Here is a 20,982-nt window from a genome sequence, read left to right as displayed (position 1 = left end):
CGGCCCCCAGGGCACGTGAGTAGACACCGGACACCGTAACGGTGGGCGCCGCCCACCGGTCAGCGGCCAGAGCATGGGGGGCACGCCCGGTCCCGTTCCGAACCCGGAAGCTAAGCCCCATCGCGCCGAGAGTACTGCGGGGTCAGCCCGTGGGAGGCCAGGGCGCCGCTGACCGGTGGACGGCACCGAGCCGTCATCGAGAATGAAGAAGGGGGAGGCCTCGCGGCCTCCCCCTTTTTTGCGCTATATAAGCTGACATTTGCCCTATCTGTTTCAGGAGTGCTCGGATTGTCTTTAGTCGAGGGCATCGTTGTCGTTCGCGGTGAGGTAGAGCCGATCTTTTTGCTTATGTCGCTTTCTGGTGGCGCTCAGTCGGCTCCAGGGTTCTGTCGCCACGTATATCCGGACGGATCTTTTGCTCCTTATTTCCAGTAAATCAATTAGGGGACGTTGTTTCAATCAAATACACTCTGCCAGCGGGGGCTCTACCTAATTAGTGATAGAGCCCCCGCTGGCGTTTTATAGATTTGTTAACGTTGTCCTTCAATTTATAACGGGCTAACTAGCGGTGACCGACGAGGGTATAAAGATGCTATGTCTACAGTGGACAGCAAGATTCCCGAGGTCATACGGTCTGTCCAAGGTTTATGACCATATGTGTGACTCCGAGCAACTCGGAGCCCAGTTAATTGATTTGTGAACAAAATATGGAGTGCGAGATTCCCGCCCCCGGGGCCCCTCCGGTCTGGCAATATATCTCCTTGCCGCGCGGCCCGGTCGGACCGGACCAGCCGCCAGGCGTGCACCTTGAGAACCGGATACTGCGAGGATGGACACATTCAGTGTCGCATCCGGGCAGACATCGAACCATTTGAAATGGTCTAACTTGGATTTGTTTTTCGCAAGGCCGCCGAGAGGCGGCCCCGAGAAATTCCTTTTCCTATACTAAAACCATATGAATCGAACGGAACCGATCAGCGATGAACTGAGAGGACCGGACGGGCTCGAAGCCCATACATTTTGGACGGAGAGTTCGATCCTGGCTCAGGATGAACGCTGGCGGCGCGCCTAACACATGCAAGTCGAACGGCACCCATCTTCGGATGGAAGCGAGTGGCGAACGGCTGAGTAACACGTGGAGAACCTGCCCCCTCCCCCGGGATAGCCGCCCGAAAGGACGGGTAATACCGGATACCCCGGGGTGCCGCATGGCACCCCGGCTAAAGCCCCGACGGGAGGGGATGGCTCCGCGGCCCATCAGGTAGACGGCGGGGTGACGGCCCACCGTGCCGACAACGGGTAGCCGGGTTGAGAGACCGACCGGCCAGATTGGGACTGAGACACGGCCCAGACTCCTACGGGAGGCAGCAGTGGGGAATCTTGCGCAATGGGGGGAACCCTGACGCAGCGACGCCGCGTGCGGGACGGAGGCCTTCGGGTCGTAAACCGCTTTCAGCAGGGAAGAGTCAAGACTGTACCTGCAGAAGAAGCCCCGGCTAACTACGTGCCAGCAGCCGCGGTAATACGTAGGGGGCGAGCGTTATCCGGATTCATTGGGCGTAAAGCGCGCGTAGGCGGCCCGGCAGGCCGGGGGTCGAAGCGGGGGGCTCAACCCCCCGAAGCCCCCGGAACCTCCGCGGCTTGGGTCCGGTAGGGGAGGGTGGAACACCCGGTGTAGCGGTGGAATGCGCAGATATCGGGTGGAACACCGGTGGCGAAGGCGGCCCTCTGGGCCGAGACCGACGCTGAGGCGCGAAAGCTGGGGGAGCGAACAGGATTAGATACCCTGGTAGTCCCAGCCGTAAACGATGGACGCTAGGTGTGGGGGGACGATCCCCCCGTGCCGCAGCCAACGCATTAAGCGTCCCGCCTGGGGAGTACGGCCGCAAGGCTAAAACTCAAAGGAATTGACGGGGGCCCGCACAAGCAGCGGAGCATGTGGCTTAATTCGAAGCAACGCGAAGAACCTTACCAGGGCTTGACATATGGGTGAAGCGGGGGAGACCCCGTGGCCGAGAGGAGCCCATACAGGTGGTGCATGGCTGTCGTCAGCTCGTGTCGTGAGATGTTGGGTTAAGTCCCGCAACGAGCGCAACCCCCGCCGCGTGTTGCCATCGGGTGATGCCGGGAACCCACGCGGGACCGCCGCCGTCAAGGCGGAGGAGGGCGGGGACGACGTCAAGTCATCATGCCCCTTATGCCCTGGGCTGCACACGTGCTACAATGGCCGGTACAGAGGGATGCCACCCCGCGAGGGGGAGCGGATCCCGGAAAGCCGGCCCCAGTTCGGATTGGGGGCTGCAACCCGCCCCCATGAAGTCGGAGTTGCTAGTAATCGCGGATCAGCATGCCGCGGTGAATGCGTTCCCGGGCCTTGTACACACCGCCCGTCACACCACCCGAGTCGTCTGCACCCGAAGTCGCCGGCCCAACCGCAAGGGGGGAGGCGCCGAAGGTGTGGAGGGTGAGGGGGGTGAAGTCGTAACAAGGTAGCCGTACCGGAAGGTGCGGCTGGATCACCTCCTTTCTAGGGAGATACATTCTTAGAGAGAAACACTTTAACTCGAATAGAGGGCAGGAGCCCGTCCGGTAGATGTCCCGCCACGGATGATTCCCCGCAGCACCCGGTCCCCGGGGTCGCACCCGCGTACCTTGAGAGCCGCATAGCGATAGGAGAGAGATGGAAGATCCGAATCTTCCAGACTCGATTCTTTTCTGCGATTTAAAGACAGAATGATAGCAATCATTCATCCGATCCAAACAAGAAGAATTCACTTAATTATGAGTGAGGAGCATCTGATCGCGAGCACAGTCAAGACTGTGCCGCGGTATGAGATACCCGAATTGCGACATACGAGCGCTATTCATGATATCGATTAATTGACTTAATTAGCGACACGTGGATATCCCGCGGGCCCGATGCGGTCCCGCAAGATACCACGGGCGCACGGCGGATGCCTTGGCACAGGGAGCCGATGAAGGACGCGGCAAGCTGCGATAATCCCCGGCGAGGAGCACACATCCTTCGACCCGGGGGTCTCCGAATGGGCGAACCCATGCACAGCAGTGTGCATATCCCCCCGCTGAACACATAGGCGGGGGGAGGACAACCCGGGGAACTGAAACATCTAAGTACCCGGAGGAGAGGAAATCAATCTCGAGACTCCCCGAGTAGCGGCGAGCGAAAGGGGACCGATGGCCAAACCGTCGAGCGGGCATACCCGGCAGGGGTTCCGCCGACGGGGTTGCAGGGCCGCGCATCCGGGGGCTGCCGCCCCCGGGCGCAGGTCCGGCTGGGGAGCGGAACGGCATGGGAGGGCCGGCCGCAGCGGGTGACAGCCCCGTACGCGAACCCAGACCGGACGGCGCGACGCGGTCCCTGAGTAGGGCCGGGCACGTGAAACCCGGTCCGAACCTGGGTGGACCACCATCCAAGCCTGAGTACTACCCTGTGACCGATAGCGCACCAGTACCGTGAGGGAAAGGTGAAAAGCACCCCGGGAGGGGAGTGAAACAGTACCTGAAACCGTGCGCCCACGAGCAGTCGGAGCACCCTTGTGGTGTGACGGCGTGCCTTTTGTAGAATGAGCCAGCGAGTCGCTGGCGCGGGGCGAGGTTAACCGAAAGGGAGCCGGAGCGAAAGCGAGCCTTAACAGGGCGACTTGAGTCCCGCGCCGCGGACGCGAAGCCGGGTGAGCTATCCGTGGGCAGGCTGAAGCGGGGGTAAGACCCCGTGGAGGGCCGAACGCACGTCGGTTGAAAACGGCGGCGATGACCTGCGGATAGGGGTGAAAGGCCAATCAAACCCGGAGATATCTCGTTCTCCCCGAAATAGCTTTAGGGCTAGCGTCGCGCGTTCACCGCCGGAGGTAGAGCACCGGATGGACGAGGGGGCTTCGCCGCCTACCGAATCCAACCGAACTCCGAATGCCGGCGGCCCAGAGCGCGGCAGTCAGAGCATGTGGGCTAAGCTGTGTGCTCGAGAGGGAAACAGCCCGGACCGCCCGCTAAGGTCCCCAAGTTCCAGCCGAGTGGCAAAGGATGTGCGTCCGCCCAGACAACCAGGATGTTGGCTTAGAAGCAGCCATGCATTCAAAGAGTGCGTAACAGCTCACTGGTCGAGTGGACATGCGCCGACAATACACGGGGCTAAGCTGGACACCGAAGCGGCGGGATTTTACCTAAGTAGAATCGGTAGGGGAGCTTCCCATGGGCGGAGAAGCCGGAGGGCGACCGACGGTGGAGCGCATGGGAGTGAGAATGCTGGCATGAGTAGCGAGAGACGAGAGAGTAACTCGTCCGCCGTGAACCCGAGGTTTCCTGGGCAAGGCTAATCCTCCCAGGGTCAGTCGGGGGCTAAGGCGAGGCCGGTAGGCGTAGCCGACGCGCAGCAGGCAGACATTCCTGCACCGCGCACGCGGCGCTACGACCGACGGGGCGACGGATGGGGGTGGCTCGGCGGGGTTCTGGACGTCCCCGTGATGGAGCGCGGCCCGCGGACCAGGGAAATCCGGTCCGCACGAGGGCGAGGCTCCGGACGAAGCGATTGAGCGAAGCGAGTGAGCCCGAGGTCCCTAGAAAAACCCCTAGGCAGGCGCGTGCGCGCCCGTACCGCAAACCGACACAGGTGGGTGGGTAGAACATACCGAGGCGATCGGGTCAACCATGGTCAAGGAACTCGGCACAATGGCCCCGTAACTTCGGGAGAAGGGGTGCCCGCGCGTACGTGAACCGGCTTGCCCGGGGAGCGGAGGCGGGCCGCAGTGGAGAGGCCCAAGCGACTGTTTACCAAAAACACAGGACTCTGCAGAAGCCGCAAGGCGACGTATAGGGTCTGACGCCTGCCCGGTGCCGGAAGGTCACGCGGAGGGGTTAGCCGCAAGGCGAAGCCCCGAAGCCAAGCCCCGGTAAACGGCGGCCGTAACTATAACGGTCCTAAGGTAGCGAAATTCCTTGTCGGGTAAGTTCCGACCTGCACGAAAGGCGCAACGACTTGGGCGCTGTCTCGACCATGGACCCGGTGAAATTGCACTGGTCGTGAAGATGCGACTTACCCGCGGAAGGACGGAAAGACCCCGTGAACCTTCACTGCAGCTTGGCATTGGCCGCTGGTCCCGCGTGTAGAGGATAGGCAGGAGGCACAGATCCGGAGGCGCCAGCCCCCGGGGAGCCGCCCTTGGAATACTGCCCTCGCGCGACCGGCGTCCTAACCCGAGGCCGTCAACCGGCTCGGGGACCGTGCCAGGCGGGCAGTTTGACTGGGGCGGTCGCCTCCTAAAGGGTAACGGAGGCGCGCGAAGGTCCGCTCGGGACGGTCGGCAACCGTCCTTTTGAATGCAAGAGTACAAGCGGGCTTGACTGCGAGGCCCACAAGCCGAGCAGGTGCGAAAGCAGGCTCTAGTGATCCGGCGGCCCCGAGTGGGTGGGCCGTCGCTCAACGGATAAAAGGTACTCCGGGGATAACAGGCTGATCTTGCCCAAGAGTCCACATCGACGGCAAGGTTTGGCACCTCGATGTCGGCTCATCGCATCCTGGGGCTGGAGCAGGTCCCAAGGGTACGGCTGTTCGCCGTTTAAAGCGGTACGCGAGCTGGGTTCAGAACGTCGTGAGACAGTTCGGTCCCTATCCTCCGTGGGCGCAGGAGAATCGATGGAGGCTGCCCCCAGTACGAGAGGACCGGGGTGGACGCACCTCCGGTGAACCGGTTGTCGACCAACGGCACGGCCGGGTAGCCGCGTGCGGCGCGGATAACCGCTGAAGGCATCTAAGCGGGAAGCCGTTCCAGGGATTAGTTCTCCTTCCGGTAAGGGCCCAGGTAGACTACCTGGTCGATAGACGGCAGGTGCAAGGCTGGCGACAGCCTCAGCCGAGCCGCACTAATCGCCCGAGCTCTTCCGGAACCGCACCTCGCGGCCCGCGGGACTGAGCGCTCATGCGCGCGGTCCGGGCACGAGGATGCCCCCGAGTCATACTTTCCTATGCGCCATGCGGCCCCCAGGGCACGTGAGTAGACACCGGACACCGTAACGGTGGGCGCCGCCCACCGGTCAGCGGCCAGAGCATGGGGGGCACGCCCGGTCCCGTTCCGAACCCGGAAGCTAAGCCCCATCGCGCCGAGAGTACTGCGGGGTCAGCCCGTGGGAGGCCAGGGCGCCGCTGACCGGTGGACGGCACCGAGCCGTCATCGAGAATGAAGAAGGGGGAGGCCTCGCGGCCTCCCCCTTTTTTGTATCTCGGGCAATTTGTCTCACATAGTAGCTGTGTTTTATAACCCTCGTTTGTCGCTTCTTCTGTGAACGGGCTACAATAACTTAGTCTGTGCGATATGGAGGTGAACATGGCTGAAGCTGGTATCGGCGTTGATATCGTCGAGATTTCCCGCATGAAATCAATTCTTGAAAAGACGCCGTCGTTTGCTCGGCGTGTGTTTACCGAAGAAGAGCGTGCGTATTGCGATGCATCATCGCGTCCCGCTGCTCACTATGCGAGCCGCTTTGCTTCGCGCGAGGCGGTGCTTAAAGCTCTCGGCACGGGTTTTAGTCAAGGCGTGGGTCGCAAGGATGTTTCGGTAACGCGTGATAAACTCGGCAAACCGAAGGCTCTGCTTTCTGGTCGTGCTCTCGAAATCGCCCAGGATTTGGGTGTTGTCGAGGTCGCTCTTTCTATTACCCTTACGGGTGACTTGGCTGTCGCTAATGCCATTGCAATCACCGAGGATGCTCGACCTAAGCCTAAGGAAGAAAAAGTGAGCAACAAGAATCGCGTTGCGCAGACATTTAAAGAGGCTCGCTCTGTTTTAGATGAGCTTGAACAGCTGCAGAATTCAGCATTGACGGAGCACCTGGGCGATGCTTCGCAAGATACGCTAGGAGCATAGATGAAACCGGTTTTGAGTACCGAAGAAGTCGTTCGTCTCGAGGATATCATCGAACGCGAAGGGACTTCGAAGGCCGAGCTTATGGAGCTAGCGGGTGAGTTTGCCGCCAACGAGGTCTTGAAGCTCAATCCCGATCGGGTTCTCGTTCTGGTCGGTTTTGGTAATAATGGCGGCGACGGTTGGGTTGCCGCCGATATCCTGAGCCACAAGGGTGTGGACGTGGATATCGTTTCTCCGGTTGAGCCGGATGAGATTCCTGCTGCTCTGGCACGTCATGTTGCTCGTCGAACTGCCGGTCGCGATGTGCACGTTTGCGTCGGTCCTTCGCGTGACGAACTCGAGGTTTTGATCGATAAGGCCGATGTTGTTGTCGATGCCATTTTTGGTACCGGTTTCCACGGGAATCTGCGTGCGCCGTTCTCCATTTGGATTCCTACGGTCAATGAATGCGCCGATTGTGTCGTATCCATTGATGTCCCCTCGGGCCTGAATGCCGAGACGGGCGTTGTTGATGACGACTGCATTCGTGCCGAGCGCACGGTGACGATGATTGCGCCCAAGATTGGTCTGTATAGCGCTGATGGCCCTGAGTATGCTGGCGATTTGATCTGCGGCAATCTTTACGACCGTCTTGACGAAGTCATCGATGATGTCGACCACGCCGCCGAGATTGTCGAGCCCGGTGACTTAGTTGATTACTTTGCTCCGCTACCATCGAATATCGATAAGTATTCCCGTGGCTCCGTGCTTATTGTCGCCGGATCTGCGCAATATCCTGGTGCTGCCATTATGGCGGCCGAGTCTGCAGCTCGCGCGGGTGCTGGTTACGTGGCAGTCGCGGCTCCTGACGCCTGCGCTAATCTCATTCGCATGGCACTCCCTTCGATTCCCGTCTTTGCTATTCCGTCTGATTCCCGCGGCTCCTTTGGCGCCGCTGCGCGCATGACGGTGTGCGAGATCGCAAAGAAGTACAGCTGCGTGCTGTGCGGTCCCGGTATGACGACGTCTGCTGGCGCTATGCAGGTGGTTTCGGGCTTGCTCGAGCTTGATGTACCGCTAATTTTGGACGCCGATGCACTCAACTGCCTTGCTAAGATTGCCATTGACGGTATTGATAGTAACCCCGAGATGTATCGTCGCGAGCAGCCGTTGGTTATGACGCCGCACTATCGTGAGCTTTCGCGTCTGGTTGCCGGTGACGAGGTGAACGACCTTGGTACCGCGATTGCAGCTGCGCAGAAGGTTGTCTGGGCTGCAGGCTCCGACAATCTGGTGGTCATAGCCAAGGGGCCGACGACGGCTATCTGTGGCGTTGAGCGCGTGCTGCTGCCACTCTCGGGTCCGGCTTCTCTGGCAACTGCCGGTTCGGGTGATGTTCTCGCGGGTATTTTGGCCGGCACGCTTGCCACCATGCGCGACGAGATGGATCGTTGGGAGTTACTGTATTCGTACGCCGTTGCACTTCACAGCTATGCTGGTTTTGCCGCGGCGACGGAGTATGGTGAGAAGAGCGTCATCGCGACCGATCTTATCGACTTGATCGGTCCTGCCATGGAACTGGCGGCAAAGGATGCGCTCGAAGATCTGGGAATCATGGACGAAGGGTCGGATGACTAATCATGAATAAAGCCGATTTGACGCGCTGGTCCTGGGTCGAGATCGACCGCGGGGCGCTCCGTCGCAACACGAGGGCCTATAAGAACTTGCTGAATCCACGTCAGCGCCTGTGCTGCGTGGTCAAGGCCGATGCTTATGGTCATGGAGCTGTTGAGTGCGCCAAGATCATGTATTCGGCCGGTGCCGACATGTTTGCCGTGGCGACGGTTAACGAGGGCGTTGAGCTCCGACAGGGCGGGATTACGAAACCCATCCTCATCCTAAGCGAGCCGCCTATCGAGGCCATTCCGACGTTGCTCGAGTTTGATATCATGCCCTCGGTCTATACGTCTGACTTTGCTCTTGCGTATGGCGAATGTGCCGTCGCGGCGGGCAAAGTGGGCAAGTATCATCTCGCCATCGAGACGGGCATGAATCGTATCGGCGTTCACTACACGCAGGTGCTCGACTTTGTACGCGGCATCAGTTTCCATCGCGGTATTCAGTGCGACGGCGTATTTACGCACTTCGCCACGGCCGATGAACCTTCGGGCTGGGACTACAAGCTGCAGTGTCAGCGCTTTACCGAGGCCGTTCAGGCCATTAAGGATGCGGGTTTTGAGTGCGGTATCGTGCACTGCGCCAACACGCCGTCCTCGATGCTCGACCCCTCGATGCATTTTGATATGATCCGCGCCGGCGTTGGCTTGTATGGCATGCAGCCGTGCGAGCTGAGTGGCCGCGTGATGCAGCTTGATCCCGTCATGAGCGTCCACGCGCGTGTGACGCGCGTGGCGCATCCTGCGATGGGCGAGGGCGTGGGCTACGGCTTTACCTACCGCGTACCGCGCACGCGCGTTCAGATCTGCACCCTTCCGATCGGTTATGCCGATGGCCTTTCGCGTACGCTTTCCAATCGTATGGACGTGCTGTATCGCGGCGAGCGTGTGCGTCAGGTGGGCAATATCTGCATGGACCAGTTTATGGTCGCCATTCAGTCCAACCCGGCGCATGAGATTCCCGAGGCCGAGTATGGTGACGAGATGATCATTGTTGGCCGCGATGGAGATGCCGAGATTACCATGGACGAGATGGCGCGCCTACGCGGCACGATTAACTACGAGGTCGCTTGCGGCTTTGGTATGCGTCTCGACAAGGTCTACGTGTAGGAGTCGCTATGGGCGTCATGCACATCCCCGGCCATAGCCATCAGGCGCCGCGTGAGGTCGCACTCGAGGAGATCGAGGCCGTTCTGGGCGATTGTCACCTTTGCCAGCTTTACCAGTCGCGCCATAACATCGTATTTGGCGTGGGAAACCCCCACGCTCGCGTGATGTTTATTGGCGAGGCGCCGGGCCGCAATGAGGATTTGCAGGGCGAGCCCTTTGTGGGGGCGGCAGGCGAGGACCTCAACGGCATTTTGTCGCTGGCGGGGCTCAAACGCGAAGACGTCTACATTGCCAACGTGCTTAAGTGCCGCCCGCCGGGAAACCGCAATCCGCGTCCCGAGGAAGTGCTGGCTTGCTCGCCGTTTTTGCGTGAGCAGATTCGAAGCATCTGGCCCGATATCATCGTGACGCTCGGCAATCCCGCGACGCACTTTGTGCTTAAGACCGAGATCGGCATTACTAAGCTGCGCGGCAGGTTCCACCAGATGGGGCATTTTGTGGTAATGCCCACGTTCCATCCGGCAGCAGCGCTACGCAATCCGGCGTGGCAGGAGCTGCTGGAGGAAGACTTTAAGATGCTGGGCGACTATCTGGAGCGACATCCCGCACCAGAGGACGCCTCGGAATAATAAGGAGCATATATGTCCCTGGAGCGCCTGGGGGTAGGTACTTACAAAACGACTTGCGCTGCCGATACGGAGTACTTTGGCGAGCTAATTGCACCGTGCCTTGAGGACGGCGATGTGCTCATCCTGACTGGTGGCCTGGGAGTGGGCAAAACTCACTTTACCAAGGGCGTCTCGCGCGGGCTGGGCGATGGGCATATGGTTACGAGCCCTACGTTCGCGCTCATGGCCGTTCACGATCAAGGTCGTATTCCGCTGTTTCACTTTGATCTATACCGCCTGGAGCATGCCTATGAGCTCGAGGATACGGGCATTTTCGATGTGCTGGGCTATGAGGGTGCTTGCCTGCTGGAATGGGGCGAACAATTCCAGGGCGAGCTGACGGATGAGTATCTTTCGGTGACGCTCAAGCGTGATGAGGGCGACAGCGATGTGCGAACGATAACGCTCGAGGCGCACGGTGACCGCGCAATGGAGCTTTTCCATTTGATTGATAAGGCTGTACAAGATGAGTTTGCATAACGACAACGCGCTGGTGGTGGCGCTCGATACCTCGACCGACATGCTTGCCTGCGCGGCAAGCTGGATTGATGGGCAGACGGGCGAGACGAAGCTCGTGAGTGGCGACCACATGTGTCGCCGTCACGCCAACGTTGAGCTCGTGAATACCGTTGATGGCGTGTTGGCCCAAGCCGGTCTGGATCGCAGCGATGTTGGTTGCTACGTGGTCGGCCGCGGCCCGGGGTCGTTTACGGGTGTGCGCATCGGCATCTCCACTGCCAAGGGCCTCGCGCGTGGTGCCAATGTTCCGCTGCTGGGCGTGTCGACGCTCGATGCTTGCGCTTGGACGGCGTGGAAGGCTGGCGTGCGCGGCAAGCTTGGTATCTTGGCCGATGCTATGCGCGGTGAGGTATATCCGGCGCTGTATATGCTGGTCGATGATGGTCCCGAGCGTCAATTTGAGCGCGAGCACGTGGTCAAGGCCGCCGTGGCGCTCGATGAGTGGCGCCAAGCAGCGGACTGGGACCAGGTTCAGCTGACCGGTGACGGTCTCGTGCGCTATGGCAAGCTGCTGGGTGAGGACGAGACCGCCCGCTGCGTGGAGCGCGACCTGTGGTGGCCTTCGGGCGAGGGCTTGCTGCTTGCGCACGCTGCGGGTGACGGCGATCCGGCTCGCGTCCTGCCGATTTACACGCGCCTTTCGGATGCCGAGGAAAACGAGCGCAAGCGTCTTGGTCTTGCCGAGAGTGCGCAGAGCGAAATTACGGGCGTTGCCGATGAGCTCGCCGGTCGTCATCTGCAGTTCCGTCCCATGGGCGCGGCGGATGCCGAGGGCGCAAGCGCGCTGGAGGCTGCCTGCTTTGAAGGTGCCGGACACAAGGCGTGGACGCCGGGCATGTTCCTGTCCGAGCTGGGCGAGGACGTCGCTGCGCCGCGTAGTTGGTGGGTGGCACACGACGACGGCAAGCTGCTGGGCCTTGCCGGCGGTATGGTCGTGGACGGTGATGTGCAGATTCTGGATGTCGCCGTCGACCCGGCACATCGCCGTGAGGGCATTGCCCGCAAGCTGCTGTCGCATGTGAGCTATGATGCCCAGATGCTCGGCTGCACCACGGCTTCGCTCGAGGTCGAGGATGGCAACGAGGGAGCGATCGCGCTTTATAACGCTCTGGGCTTTACCGAGGCGGGACGGCGCCGCGGCTACTATGGTGCCGGCAAGGATGCCATCGTCATGACGGCTCCGCTGCCCCTGGTGCTTCCGGTCGACAATGCTTCGCCCGAGCCGACGGCGGCAGAGCAGCGCGTATGGCCGCTGCCTGCGCCTGGGCGCTCCGAGGGGGAGCGTGCCGAAATTGAGCGCCGCCGCCTAGTGCTCGCTATCGAGAGTTCCTGCGACGAGACGGCCGTGGCGATTATCGATGCGGATGGCAATATGCTGGCCAACCAGGTGTCGACACAGATTGATTTTCATGCCCGCTTTGGCGGCGTGGTGCCCGAGATTGCCTCGCGCAAACACGTTGAGGTGATTGTGAGTGTCGTGGATGCGGCGCTCGAGGATGCCGCAGCATCGCTTGGTCTTGAGGGTGGAGCCATTGCTCCCAGCGAGCTTGCCGCCGTGGGCGTGACGCAGGGTCCGGGCCTGGTGGGCGCGCTCGTGGTGGGCGTTGCCTTTGCCAAAGGCTTTGCCTACGCTGCCGGTAAGCCGCTCGTATGCGTCAACCATCTGGAGGGGCACCTGTTTGCCAACCTGCTGGCGCAGCCCGACCTCAAGCCGCCGTTTATCTTCACGCTCGTCTCGGGCGGTCATACCATGCTTGTTCACGTCAAGGCATGGGGCGACTACGAGGTACTTGGTGAGACACTCGACGATGCTGTGGGCGAGGCCTTCGACAAGGTGGCCAAGGCGTTGGGTCTGGGCTATCCCGGTGGCCCCATCATCTCCAAGCTGGCCGAGACGGGCAACCCCAAGGCGATCGATTTTCCCCGCGCGCTTAACAGCAGGGGGGACTATCGCTTCTCGCTTTCGGGCCTCAAGACGGCGGTGACGCTCTACATCGAGCAGGAGACCAAGGCCGGGCGCACGATTCACCTGCCCGATCTGGCGGCTTCGTTTGAGGCAGCTGTCTTTGACGTGCAGTACAAGAAGGCCAAAAACGCACTGCACGCTACCGGATGCAAGGAATACTGCATCGGTGGCGGCGTCTCGGCCAACCCGCATCTGCGCGAGATGATGATCAAGAAGCTTGGGCGTCAGGGAATCCGCGTAACGGTGCCGCCCTTGTCTGCCTGTACCGATAACGCAGCCATGATCGCGGAGGTCGCCCGCCGCAAATTCGACCGAGGTGAAATCTCGTCGTTCGACGTCGACGCCGATCCAAACATGGCGCTGTAGTCGTACGGGTGCGGTCCCCGACGCTGCCCGGGCGCCAGCGGCCGCATATGAACTTTCCTGCTCTACAGTCCTGCTCACGACGGAGGCCACATTAAGTGGCCTCCTGTTCGTGCGGAACTCGCGATAAAGTTCATATGCGGCCGCTGGCGCCCGGGCAGCGCCGGGGACCTTTCTGTATCGATATAGCTTCTGAGCTGGATCGACGTCGACAACGTCCAGCAAGGTTAACAAGCCAGCGTCGAATTTCCGGCGTGCTTTAGCTGAAAGAAAAGATGGCATGCGGAGCTTTGCTCCGCATTTGGGATGGGAGCCCCTCGGGAGCGGGCGGGCGTATACAAGGTTTATCGCGAGTTCCGCACGAGCCGGAGAGCACTTAATGTGCTCTCCGTGCGAGCAGGACTGTAGAGCAGGAAACCTTGTATACGCCCGCCCGCTCCCGAGGGGCATCTCTCGTGCAAAAACTTTTGTTGGGTAAAGTTCGAGGTCAGTGGCGTTTTATACCGAGAATTTCAAAAAAGTTGAAAATTCATTACAAATTTGCGTTGACTTTAGGTAACTAAAGTTTCATACTGCTTTTCATCCACTGGGGGATGTGAACCGCACGGATCGTTCGCATCATGATTGAAGAGGATTTCTTAGACATGTTCACGCATCAGCTAAACATTATCAGCGTAGTAATTATCTGATGCGGGTTAGCACATACAGCTAGCCCGTACGATAACGGGCGGCTGATGAAGATGAGGGCCGTCGAGCGCAACCGACGGCCCTCATTTTTTATGTCTAGGAAGTTCTTTTTAGAGGAGGAAATGTAATGAACGGAGTCTTGCTCATGGTTGTGGCCGCGGCGGTGCTCGCCTGCGGCTATCTGGGCTACGGCCGCTGGCTGGCCAACAAGTGGGGCGTTGACAAAGAAGCCCTCACGCCGGCCAAGCGCATGAAGGACGGCAAGAGCTTCTCGCCCGTCTCCGCCTTTACCGCGTTCTCGCACCAGTTCAGCTCGATCTGCGGTGCTGGCCCTGTCACGGGTACGATCGTCGCCATGGCCTTTGGCTGGCTGCCCGTCGTGCTCTGGGTCCTCGTCGGCGGCATCTTCTTTGGCGCCGTCCACGACTTTGGTGCTCTGTACGCTTCGATGAAGAACAACGGCAAGTCGCTCGCTCAGCTCATCGAGAAGTACATCGGCAAGACCGGCCGTCGCCTGTTCCTGCTGTTCTGCTGGCTGTTCTGCATCATCGTCATCGCCGCCTTCACCGACATGGTCTGCAAGACGTTCATGTTCACTCCGGCCGTTGACGCTTCTGGCGCCGCTACCGGTGCCATCGACTTCACCAAGTCCTATGCCGCTGGCTGCGCTGGCACCATCTCCATCCTGTTCACCTTCGTCGCTATCGCCTTTGGTTGGGCCCAGAAGAAGTTCAACCTCACCGGTGCCGCCGAGTTCGTCACCGGCGTGGTCCTCATGGTTCTCATGTTCGCCGTCGGTATGCAGTTCCCGGTCTACCTGGATAAGTTCCAGTGGTTCGCCGTCGTCATGGTCTACCTGGTCTTCGCTGGCGCTATGCCCATCCAGATGCTCAAGACCCCGCGTGACTACCTCACTTCCATCATGATGATCGTCATGATCGTTTGCGCTGTCCTCGGCATCGTCGTCCTGGGTGTCAACGGTCAGGCCACCATCACCGCTCCGGTCTTCACCGGCTTCTCCACTGCCTCCGGCATGATGTTCCCGGTCCTGTTCGTTTCCGTCGCTTGCGGTGCTCTCTCCGGTTTCCACAGCCTCGTTTCTTCCGGCACCTCTTCTAAGCAGGTCGAGAAGGAGCAGGACGCCGTCAAGGTCGGTTATGGCGCCATGATCGTCGAGTCCTTCGTCGGCATCCTTGCCATCATCGTCGCCGGCATCATGTTCTCCGACATGAACACCGCCGGCACCGGTGCCCTCAACGCCGGCGTCGCTTCCACCCCATTCCAGATCTTCGCCGCTGGCATCTCCCGCGGTATGCAGGCCTTCGGTGTTGACGTCACGCTCGCTACCGTCTTTATGACCATGAACGTTTCCGCTCTGGCCCTGACCTCGCTCGATGCCGTCGCCCGCATCGCCCGCACCTCGTTCTCCGAGTTCTTTGCCCAGACCAACGACGCCCTGGCCATCGAGTCCAAGGCCGGCTACATGAAGGTTCTCGGCAACCCCTGGTTCGCCACGGTCGTCACCCTGCTTCCTGGTCTCGCCCTTGCCTTTGGTGGCTATGCCAACATCTGGCCGCTCTTTGGTGCTTCCAACCAGCTGCTCGGCGGTATGACCATGATCACCCTCGCCGTGTTCTGCAAGTGCACCGGCCGCAAGGGCTGGATGCTCTACGTGCCCGTCGCCTTCCTGCTCTGCTGCACCTTCACCTCGCTGGTCCAGAGCGCCATGGGCTGCATGACCGCCGTCCAGGCCTACGGCTTCTTCGGCACCATCCCGGCTACCGCTACCACGGCCGCCGTCTCCGTCGCCGCCACCAAGGGCCTGCAGCTCGTTTTCGCCGTCCTGCTGATGGTCCTGGGCCTCATCGTCGCCGTCAACTGCCTCAAGGAGTTCTTCGGCAAGGAGGCCGGCTCCATGCCTGACGAGGAGCCCGAGTGGTCCGAGATGGGCAAGGCCGAGTACGGTCGCGCCGCTGCCGCTGAAGCTCCTGCCGACGCCGAGGCCGCCAAGGCCTAGTCGGTCGGACGGGTTGAATCTCCCATCTATTTGACTCGGAAAGACCGGGTCCGCAATCAAGCGGACCCGGTCTTTTTTTCATGCGAAAGCGGGTGACGCTCGAGTGTTCTCGCAGATGTTTTGCGTGGATAAGGGCGCGCGTTGTACCATATAGACGTATATGTGTACATATGAAAGGGGCCCCGTGGCCAAGACGGTATATTCCGATAATCAAAACAATGTCGATGCTTTGGCTGAGCGCCTGAGCAGCCAGACGTCGCTTTCTGCTGAGCGTGCCAAGCTGGTTGCCTACGACCTGCTTTGCCGCAAGGCGCTCAAGATTAAGTCGAGTGCGCTGGCGCAGATTTTCCGCTCCGTCGATAAGGAATGCGACACCAAGGCGATGCGCGATGAGCTTATCGCGGCAAATATCGTGACCAAGATCGAGGGTAGCGGCATTAACGGACGCCCGGCGTTCTATACCATCAATGTCGAGATCCGCGATGCCCAGGAGCAGCCTGCCGAGTCCGTCGAAGATTTTGTCGTCGAGGATTCCGCTGACGTGCCTGCTGTGGAAGAAGTTGCTCCGCGTGAGCATGTCGATACCGATGAGTTGCTCGATGAGAACGTCGTGCGCGCCTTTACGGCCAAGGCAGGACGCGGCGGTTTTGGCGGGGGTGGCAAGCGCGATGCGCAGCGCCGCGCCCAGCAGGAGCGCTTCCGTCGCGCCGTTGCTCAAAAGGGTGAGACGGATGCCGAGGCTGTTGAGAACGAGGTTGCTGCCGAGTCGCAGAAGCCCGCGAAGGAGCAAAAGCCCGTGGAGGCCCAAGAGCCCAAGCGTCGTCGCGGTGCTCACTTTAAGGCTGCGCAGCAGGATGTCGCGCATGAGGCTGAAGAGCCTTCCGAGGTTGCAGACGATGTTGAGGAGTCTGCCAAGAGGGCTCCGGGTTCGTGTCGTCCCGGCCGCGGTTTTGTGGGACGCGCGTATCCCGTAAGGCGTCAGGAGAAGGGCGAGCCGGCTTCGACCACTCAGGACAAGAAGGCCGAACAAACCGAGAAAACCGTTGAGCCGGCGGCTCGCGAACAGAAGCCTGTTGAGCCGCAGCTTGAGGTTGATGCCGAGGCCAAGGGCGAGCAGCCTACTGATGAGCAGACGGAGCAGGGCGCGTCGAGCAAGCCTCGCCGCCGTCGCCATCGCGGGGGCCGCAGTTCCCATGCCGAGACTGCAGCCGAGAAGACCACGCCGCAGGACGAGGATGCGAAGGCCGAGGTTTCTTCGGGGCAGCCTAAGCGTCAGCCGACGAAGGAGAGCAAGTCCGATCGCCCGCAGAAGCAGGCGTCTATGCCGAAGCGCGAGCGCAATTCCCAAGGCGATTCTAAGCGCAAGTCTCAGAAGAAGCCGGAGTCTGCCGTAGCAGATACTGCTACCCAGCAGCCCGAGTCGGCCGTCCACGGCGAGGTATCGGCGTTTGCCCTTGCCCGCGTTTTGGGCAGGCAGCTGCTCAAAGTTGTCCCTACGCCTACGGCGCTCTCTAAGATCAAGGAGCAGCAGACTCAAATTGTTAAGGTCGAGGGCAAGGACGGCAAAAAGGCGCCGCAGCGCACCCAGCACAACGAGATGTCCAACCGCAAGATTGCCGAGGAGATTGCAATCATCCAGGCTTGGATCGAGCAGAACCGAGGTGCCGATACGCCGGTTGCTTCGCGTCGCCAGCGCGCCTACCAGATTTTTAACGATGAGAAGGCCTTTGACGGCAAGCACGGCGAGCGCCTAATTCGGCGTATGACCGAAAAGGGCATCAGCATGCAGGCGATTAAGGTCGCCCCCAACCGCCCCGTGCACTTTACGGGTTTCTTTACGCTGGGCGCCGACAAGCCGTTCATTATGGTTGAGAACCTGGATACCTACGACGAGATCGTCAAGCTGCTGCGTGGCCGCAAGCACGCCAAGCTCTTTGGCATCAAGGTGGGCGGCGTGATTTTTGGCGGCGGATGCAAGGCGAGCGTCTCGCATGCCCTGGACGATTATCTGGCCGAGATCGGCTATCGCTTTAACTACGTCTACTACGTGGGCGATATCGACCGCGAGGGCGCGCGCATCGTCGAGCAGGCTCGCAATGCCAATGTGGTTGAGATCCGCCTGCATGCCGGCATGTACCGCGCCATGCTCGCCGAGCACAAGCGTCGCGTGAAGGCCGGCGGAGAGTGCGAGCCCGCGGCTGCCAACCAGGGCGTGCCGCAGAACTTGGCGGCGACGATCAAGGATCTGCCCATGGTCACGCGCGTGCAGTTCCGCAATGTGCTGCGCGAGGGCGGGCGCATTCCGCAGGAGATTCTGATGACCGCCGACTATCGGGATGGCGACTCGGGAAGCTTCGACCGCATGCTGAACAACTAAATTCCGCCGTTCTACCGAACGGCGGACTCCTTGACGCTGCGAGGGGCCCTGGCACGGCAATCTGACGTTCAACTTCGGCGGCGCGACCAGAAGGTCAGCGCCGCCTTGTTTCACGTCACCTTGCCATACCGGGACCCCTCTCGCTGCCACGTCCAAAACATCGATGTCACGTGGCCTTCTTTGCGTGCGGAACTCGCGACAAACTTAATGCTCGGCCCGTCGGGGCCACACGCCATTTTATAGATTACGGCTCGCTTTTTGGATCGGGGCTGATATTTCTTGATGCGAGGCACTCTCGGCTGATACGGGGCGGAGGGATTCCGCGTCCGCCTGGTCGGCGGCCGCGCCCCGCTGCGTCGCTTCGCTCCTTGCGTGCTGCGCTGGAAAACGCTTCGCATTTCCTCAGCTCCGCACCCTTGCGGGTTCGAATTCCTCCGCTTGCCCACAAGAAAGCGCCCTGGGCCGTTATGGGCTTAGGGCGCTCAGTTTTAATGGCTGGGACGGAGGGATTCGAACCCCCAACAGCCGGCACCAAAAACCGGAGTTCTACCGTTGAACTACGTCCCAATGTGTGGTGTTGCTCAAAAGCAACTCGTCTAGTTTACCTAATCTGCGAGGGCATCGCAAACGCCGTCGAGTAGGCGTACGGCGAGCGTCTGCGCGTCGCTGGCCGTGAAGGTGCCGTTGTAGCGCGTCATGCCCGTGAGCTCAATGCGAATGCGAGCCGGCTTCTGCTGCGCGGCGACATTGGCGGTGCGGATGCGCTGGGCCAGGTTGTGGCACTCGGCGAGGGCAATCGTGGCGCGTGGCGCGGCGTCGGCGGGCAGCTCGTCGCTTGCGATCTCGAGCACCAGGTCAACGTTGGTTGGGACCTCGGAGTCGCAGAGCATCATGCCGCTGTTGTCGGTCGTTGCCGTGGCGATATTCCACATGCGCGACGCAACACTGCGCGCGATGGGGTCCTCGCCGATAACGGCAATCTGGAAGCGCTCGAGCACGTTGGCGGCGCGAGCAAAACCGATGCGGGACTCGGCCTCGGTGACCGAGGGCTTGCCCTCCCACACATGGTGCAGGCGGTTGATGTAGGCGTAGGTGTCCTGGAAGGCCATGCCGTCGGCAAACAGGCCGACATTTTCCTGGAACTGCTGCAGGGCGGCCTCGGTATGCGGACCAAAGTAGCCGTCGTCCTCGCCGCAGGCAAAGCCCAAAACGTTGAGAGCGCGCTGCAGGGCCTGCACATCGGCGCCATGGAAATTGGGCATGCGCAGATACAGAGTGCGGTCGCCCAGCTTATACGAGGCGTCGACCAGGGCGCTCCAACAGGGGATATCGACGGCATGACCGGCAGCAAGGCCGCTGTCGAGCCTGAAGGTGCTGACGGCCTGCTCGGTGGTGGTGCCAAAGCGCTTGTCGGCAACCTCGGTGTCATCGATTGTATAGCCGAGCTGCAGAAGGCGGGACTGGACGTCCTCGACGGCTGCTCCCTGCATGCCCGTTGTAATAGGTTCCATGAACGAACCCCTTTCGGCGTACCATTCGTACTATTTGAGCGTGTGTCGGATAGACAACGCAAAGGGATGCATAAACATGCACTCAACAGTGTAGCAAGTTGTACCCAAATACGCTGCTGACAGGTTTTATAACCCCCGCTAGTTAAGGCGCTCCACAAAGAAATCTGCCATGGAGAGGAACAGTTCACGTGCATGCGGGTCGAGCGAAACGTCCTCGATGGCCGCTTTGGCCTTGGCGGTCAGGTCGAGCGCATAAGTGTGGGCGTAATCGATAGAGCCGGTCTCCTGGAAGATCTCCACGGCGCGTGCGAGCTGCGCGGGGTCCTCGGTGCCCGAGGAAAGGATCGCTTCAATCTCGTCGTGATAGCGCTCATCAGACAGGGCGTGCACGGCAACGAGCGTGCGCTTACCCTCGGTGATGTCGGTGCGGAAGTCCTTGTTGGCGGCCTCCTTGGTGCCGATCAAGTTGAGCAGGTCGTCTTGAATTTGGAAGGCAAGGCCCGTGTGCAGGCCAAAGGCGCGCAGTGCCTCAATTTGCTCCTCGCTGCCTCCGCCAATGATGGCTCCGGCGGCAAGCGGCGTCGCTCCGCTGTAGTACGCGGTCTTGTGCGTCGCCATGTCCAGATAATCGTCGACCGAAATGTCAAAGCGCCCGTCGCGGACCCAGCCCAGGTCGAGCGCCTGGCCCTCGATGGTACGGACTATCATCTCGGTAAGCTCGTGGAGCACGCGAAGCTTCACGTCTGCGTTGAGTGTGGGGTCGTCGAGAACCGTCTTGGTGACCATGGTGAGCGCCAGGTCACCGCAGTTGATGGCAAGACCGGTGCCCTCGGTAAGGTGCATGCAGGGCTTGCCGCGACGAATCTGCCCGTTGTCGGCGATGTCGTCGTGGATGAGTGCGCCCGACTGAAAGTGCTCGATGGCCGCCGCTGCGCTGCGGGCGCTCTCAAAGCTGCCGCCCACCGCGGTGGCGGCGAGCATGCAGATGAGCGGGCGGTGGCGTTTACCGGCGTTGGCCGTAAATGCCGAGAGCGGGGTATACAGGTAGCGCTCGATATCGGCGGAAGTCGCCTGTCCGTCAAAGAACGTGGCCAGATAGTCGTTAATCTGGTCAAAGTGCTGGGCTAAAAAGCTGGTAAACGGACTGGACACGGGTTCTCGCATTCTTTGATAGGTTGCATCGTTGCATTATGCAGACAACATATTGCCACATTAGGGCGTCGAGCGCGGC

At 60.6% G+C, this 20,982-nt stretch carries 10 protein-coding genes, 1 tRNA gene and 4 rRNA genes; 12 read left to right on the top strand and 3 right to left on the bottom strand.

Annotation, left to right across the window (positions count from 1 at the left end; genetic code table 11):
* The first annotated feature begins 58 nt into the window (after positions 1-58).
* The 12 genes from rrf (CSV91_RS06900) to CSV91_RS06845 all read left to right on the top strand — a co-directional run bounded on the left by rrf (CSV91_RS06900) (position 59) and on the right by CSV91_RS06845 (position 18,240).
* Positions 59-174 (top strand): 5S ribosomal RNA (gene rrf / locus CSV91_RS06900).
* A gap of 847 nt (positions 175-1,021) precedes the next feature.
* Positions 1,022-2,527: ribosomal RNA gene (locus CSV91_RS06895) — 16S ribosomal RNA — on the top strand.
* A 400-nt stretch (positions 2,528-2,927) separates the two neighbouring features.
* Positions 2,928-5,901: ribosomal RNA gene (locus tag CSV91_RS06890) — 23S ribosomal RNA — on the top strand.
* Between the two features lie 146 nt (positions 5,902-6,047).
* Positions 6,048-6,163 (top strand): 5S ribosomal RNA (gene rrf, locus CSV91_RS06885).
* The 16S, 23S and 5S rRNA genes sit together here, the layout of an rRNA operon.
* Positions 6,164-6,338: 175 nt before the next feature.
* Entirely contained in the window at positions 6,339-6,878 is a 540-nt protein-coding gene (gene acpS, locus CSV91_RS06880; protein WP_099432819.1) for a holo-ACP synthase, read from the top strand.
* On the top strand, positions 6,879-8,495 hold the full coding sequence (locus CSV91_RS06875) for an NAD(P)H-hydrate dehydratase (RefSeq protein ID WP_099432310.1): 1,617 nt from the start codon (positions 6,879-6,881) through the stop codon (positions 8,493-8,495).
* Positions 8,496-8,497: 2 nt separating this feature from the next.
* Entirely contained in the window at positions 8,498-9,643 is a 1,146-nt protein-coding gene (gene alr / locus CSV91_RS06870; RefSeq protein WP_099432309.1) for an alanine racemase, read from the top strand.
* Positions 9,644-9,651: 8 nt separating this feature from the next.
* Positions 9,652-10,272 (top strand): uracil-DNA glycosylase, encoded by a 621-nt coding sequence (locus CSV91_RS06865; protein ID WP_089573671.1) that lies wholly within the window; start codon positions 9,652-9,654, stop codon positions 10,270-10,272.
* Positions 10,273-10,284: 12 nt separating this feature from the next.
* On the top strand, positions 10,285-10,791 hold the full coding sequence (tsaE, locus tag CSV91_RS06860) for a tRNA (adenosine(37)-N6)-threonylcarbamoyltransferase complex ATPase subunit type 1 TsaE (RefSeq protein ID WP_099432308.1): 507 nt from the start codon (positions 10,285-10,287) through the stop codon (positions 10,789-10,791).
* Positions 10,778-13,162 (top strand): tRNA (adenosine(37)-N6)-threonylcarbamoyltransferase complex transferase subunit TsaD, encoded by a 2,385-nt coding sequence (gene tsaD / locus CSV91_RS06855; protein ID WP_099432307.1) that lies wholly within the window; start codon positions 10,778-10,780, stop codon positions 13,160-13,162. Before tsaE ends, tsaD begins: the two co-directional genes overlap by 14 nt.
* Positions 13,163-13,973: 811 nt before the next feature.
* Positions 13,974-15,863, top strand: coding sequence for a carbon starvation CstA family protein (locus tag CSV91_RS06850; RefSeq protein ID WP_099432306.1), 1,890 nt, complete (start codon positions 13,974-13,976; stop codon positions 15,861-15,863).
* 184 nt (positions 15,864-16,047) lie between these two features.
* Positions 16,048-18,240 carry a hypothetical protein gene (locus tag CSV91_RS06845; protein ID WP_099432305.1) on the top strand — a complete coding sequence of 731 codons (2,193 nt, stop codon included), beginning with the start codon at positions 16,048-16,050 and terminating at the stop codon, positions 18,238-18,240.
* Between the two features lie 492 nt (positions 18,241-18,732).
* Here CSV91_RS06845 and CSV91_RS06840 read toward each other — a convergent pair.
* The 3 genes from CSV91_RS06840 to CSV91_RS06830 all read right to left on the bottom strand — a co-directional run bounded on the left by CSV91_RS06840 (position 18,733) and on the right by CSV91_RS06830 (position 20,903).
* Positions 18,733-18,807 (bottom strand) — tRNA-Gln (locus CSV91_RS06840).
* Positions 18,808-18,845: 38 nt separating this feature from the next.
* Entirely contained in the window at positions 18,846-19,751 is a 906-nt protein-coding gene (locus tag CSV91_RS06835; RefSeq protein ID WP_172622461.1) for a peptidoglycan-binding domain-containing protein, read from the bottom strand.
* A gap of 138 nt (positions 19,752-19,889) precedes the next feature.
* Positions 19,890-20,903: a polyprenyl synthetase family protein gene (locus CSV91_RS06830; RefSeq protein ID WP_099432304.1), complete on the bottom strand. Its 1,014-nt coding sequence runs from the start codon at positions 20,901-20,903 to the stop codon at positions 19,890-19,892.
* Between the last annotated feature and the right edge of the window lie 79 nt (positions 20,904-20,982).

This window comes from Collinsella aerofaciens (genome assembly GCF_002736145.1).
Lineage (GTDB): Bacteria > Actinomycetota > Coriobacteriia > Coriobacteriales > Coriobacteriaceae > Collinsella > Collinsella aerofaciens_A.
Note: the sequence above shows the minus strand (reverse complement) of the source record. Positions and strands in the feature narration are given on the sequence as shown.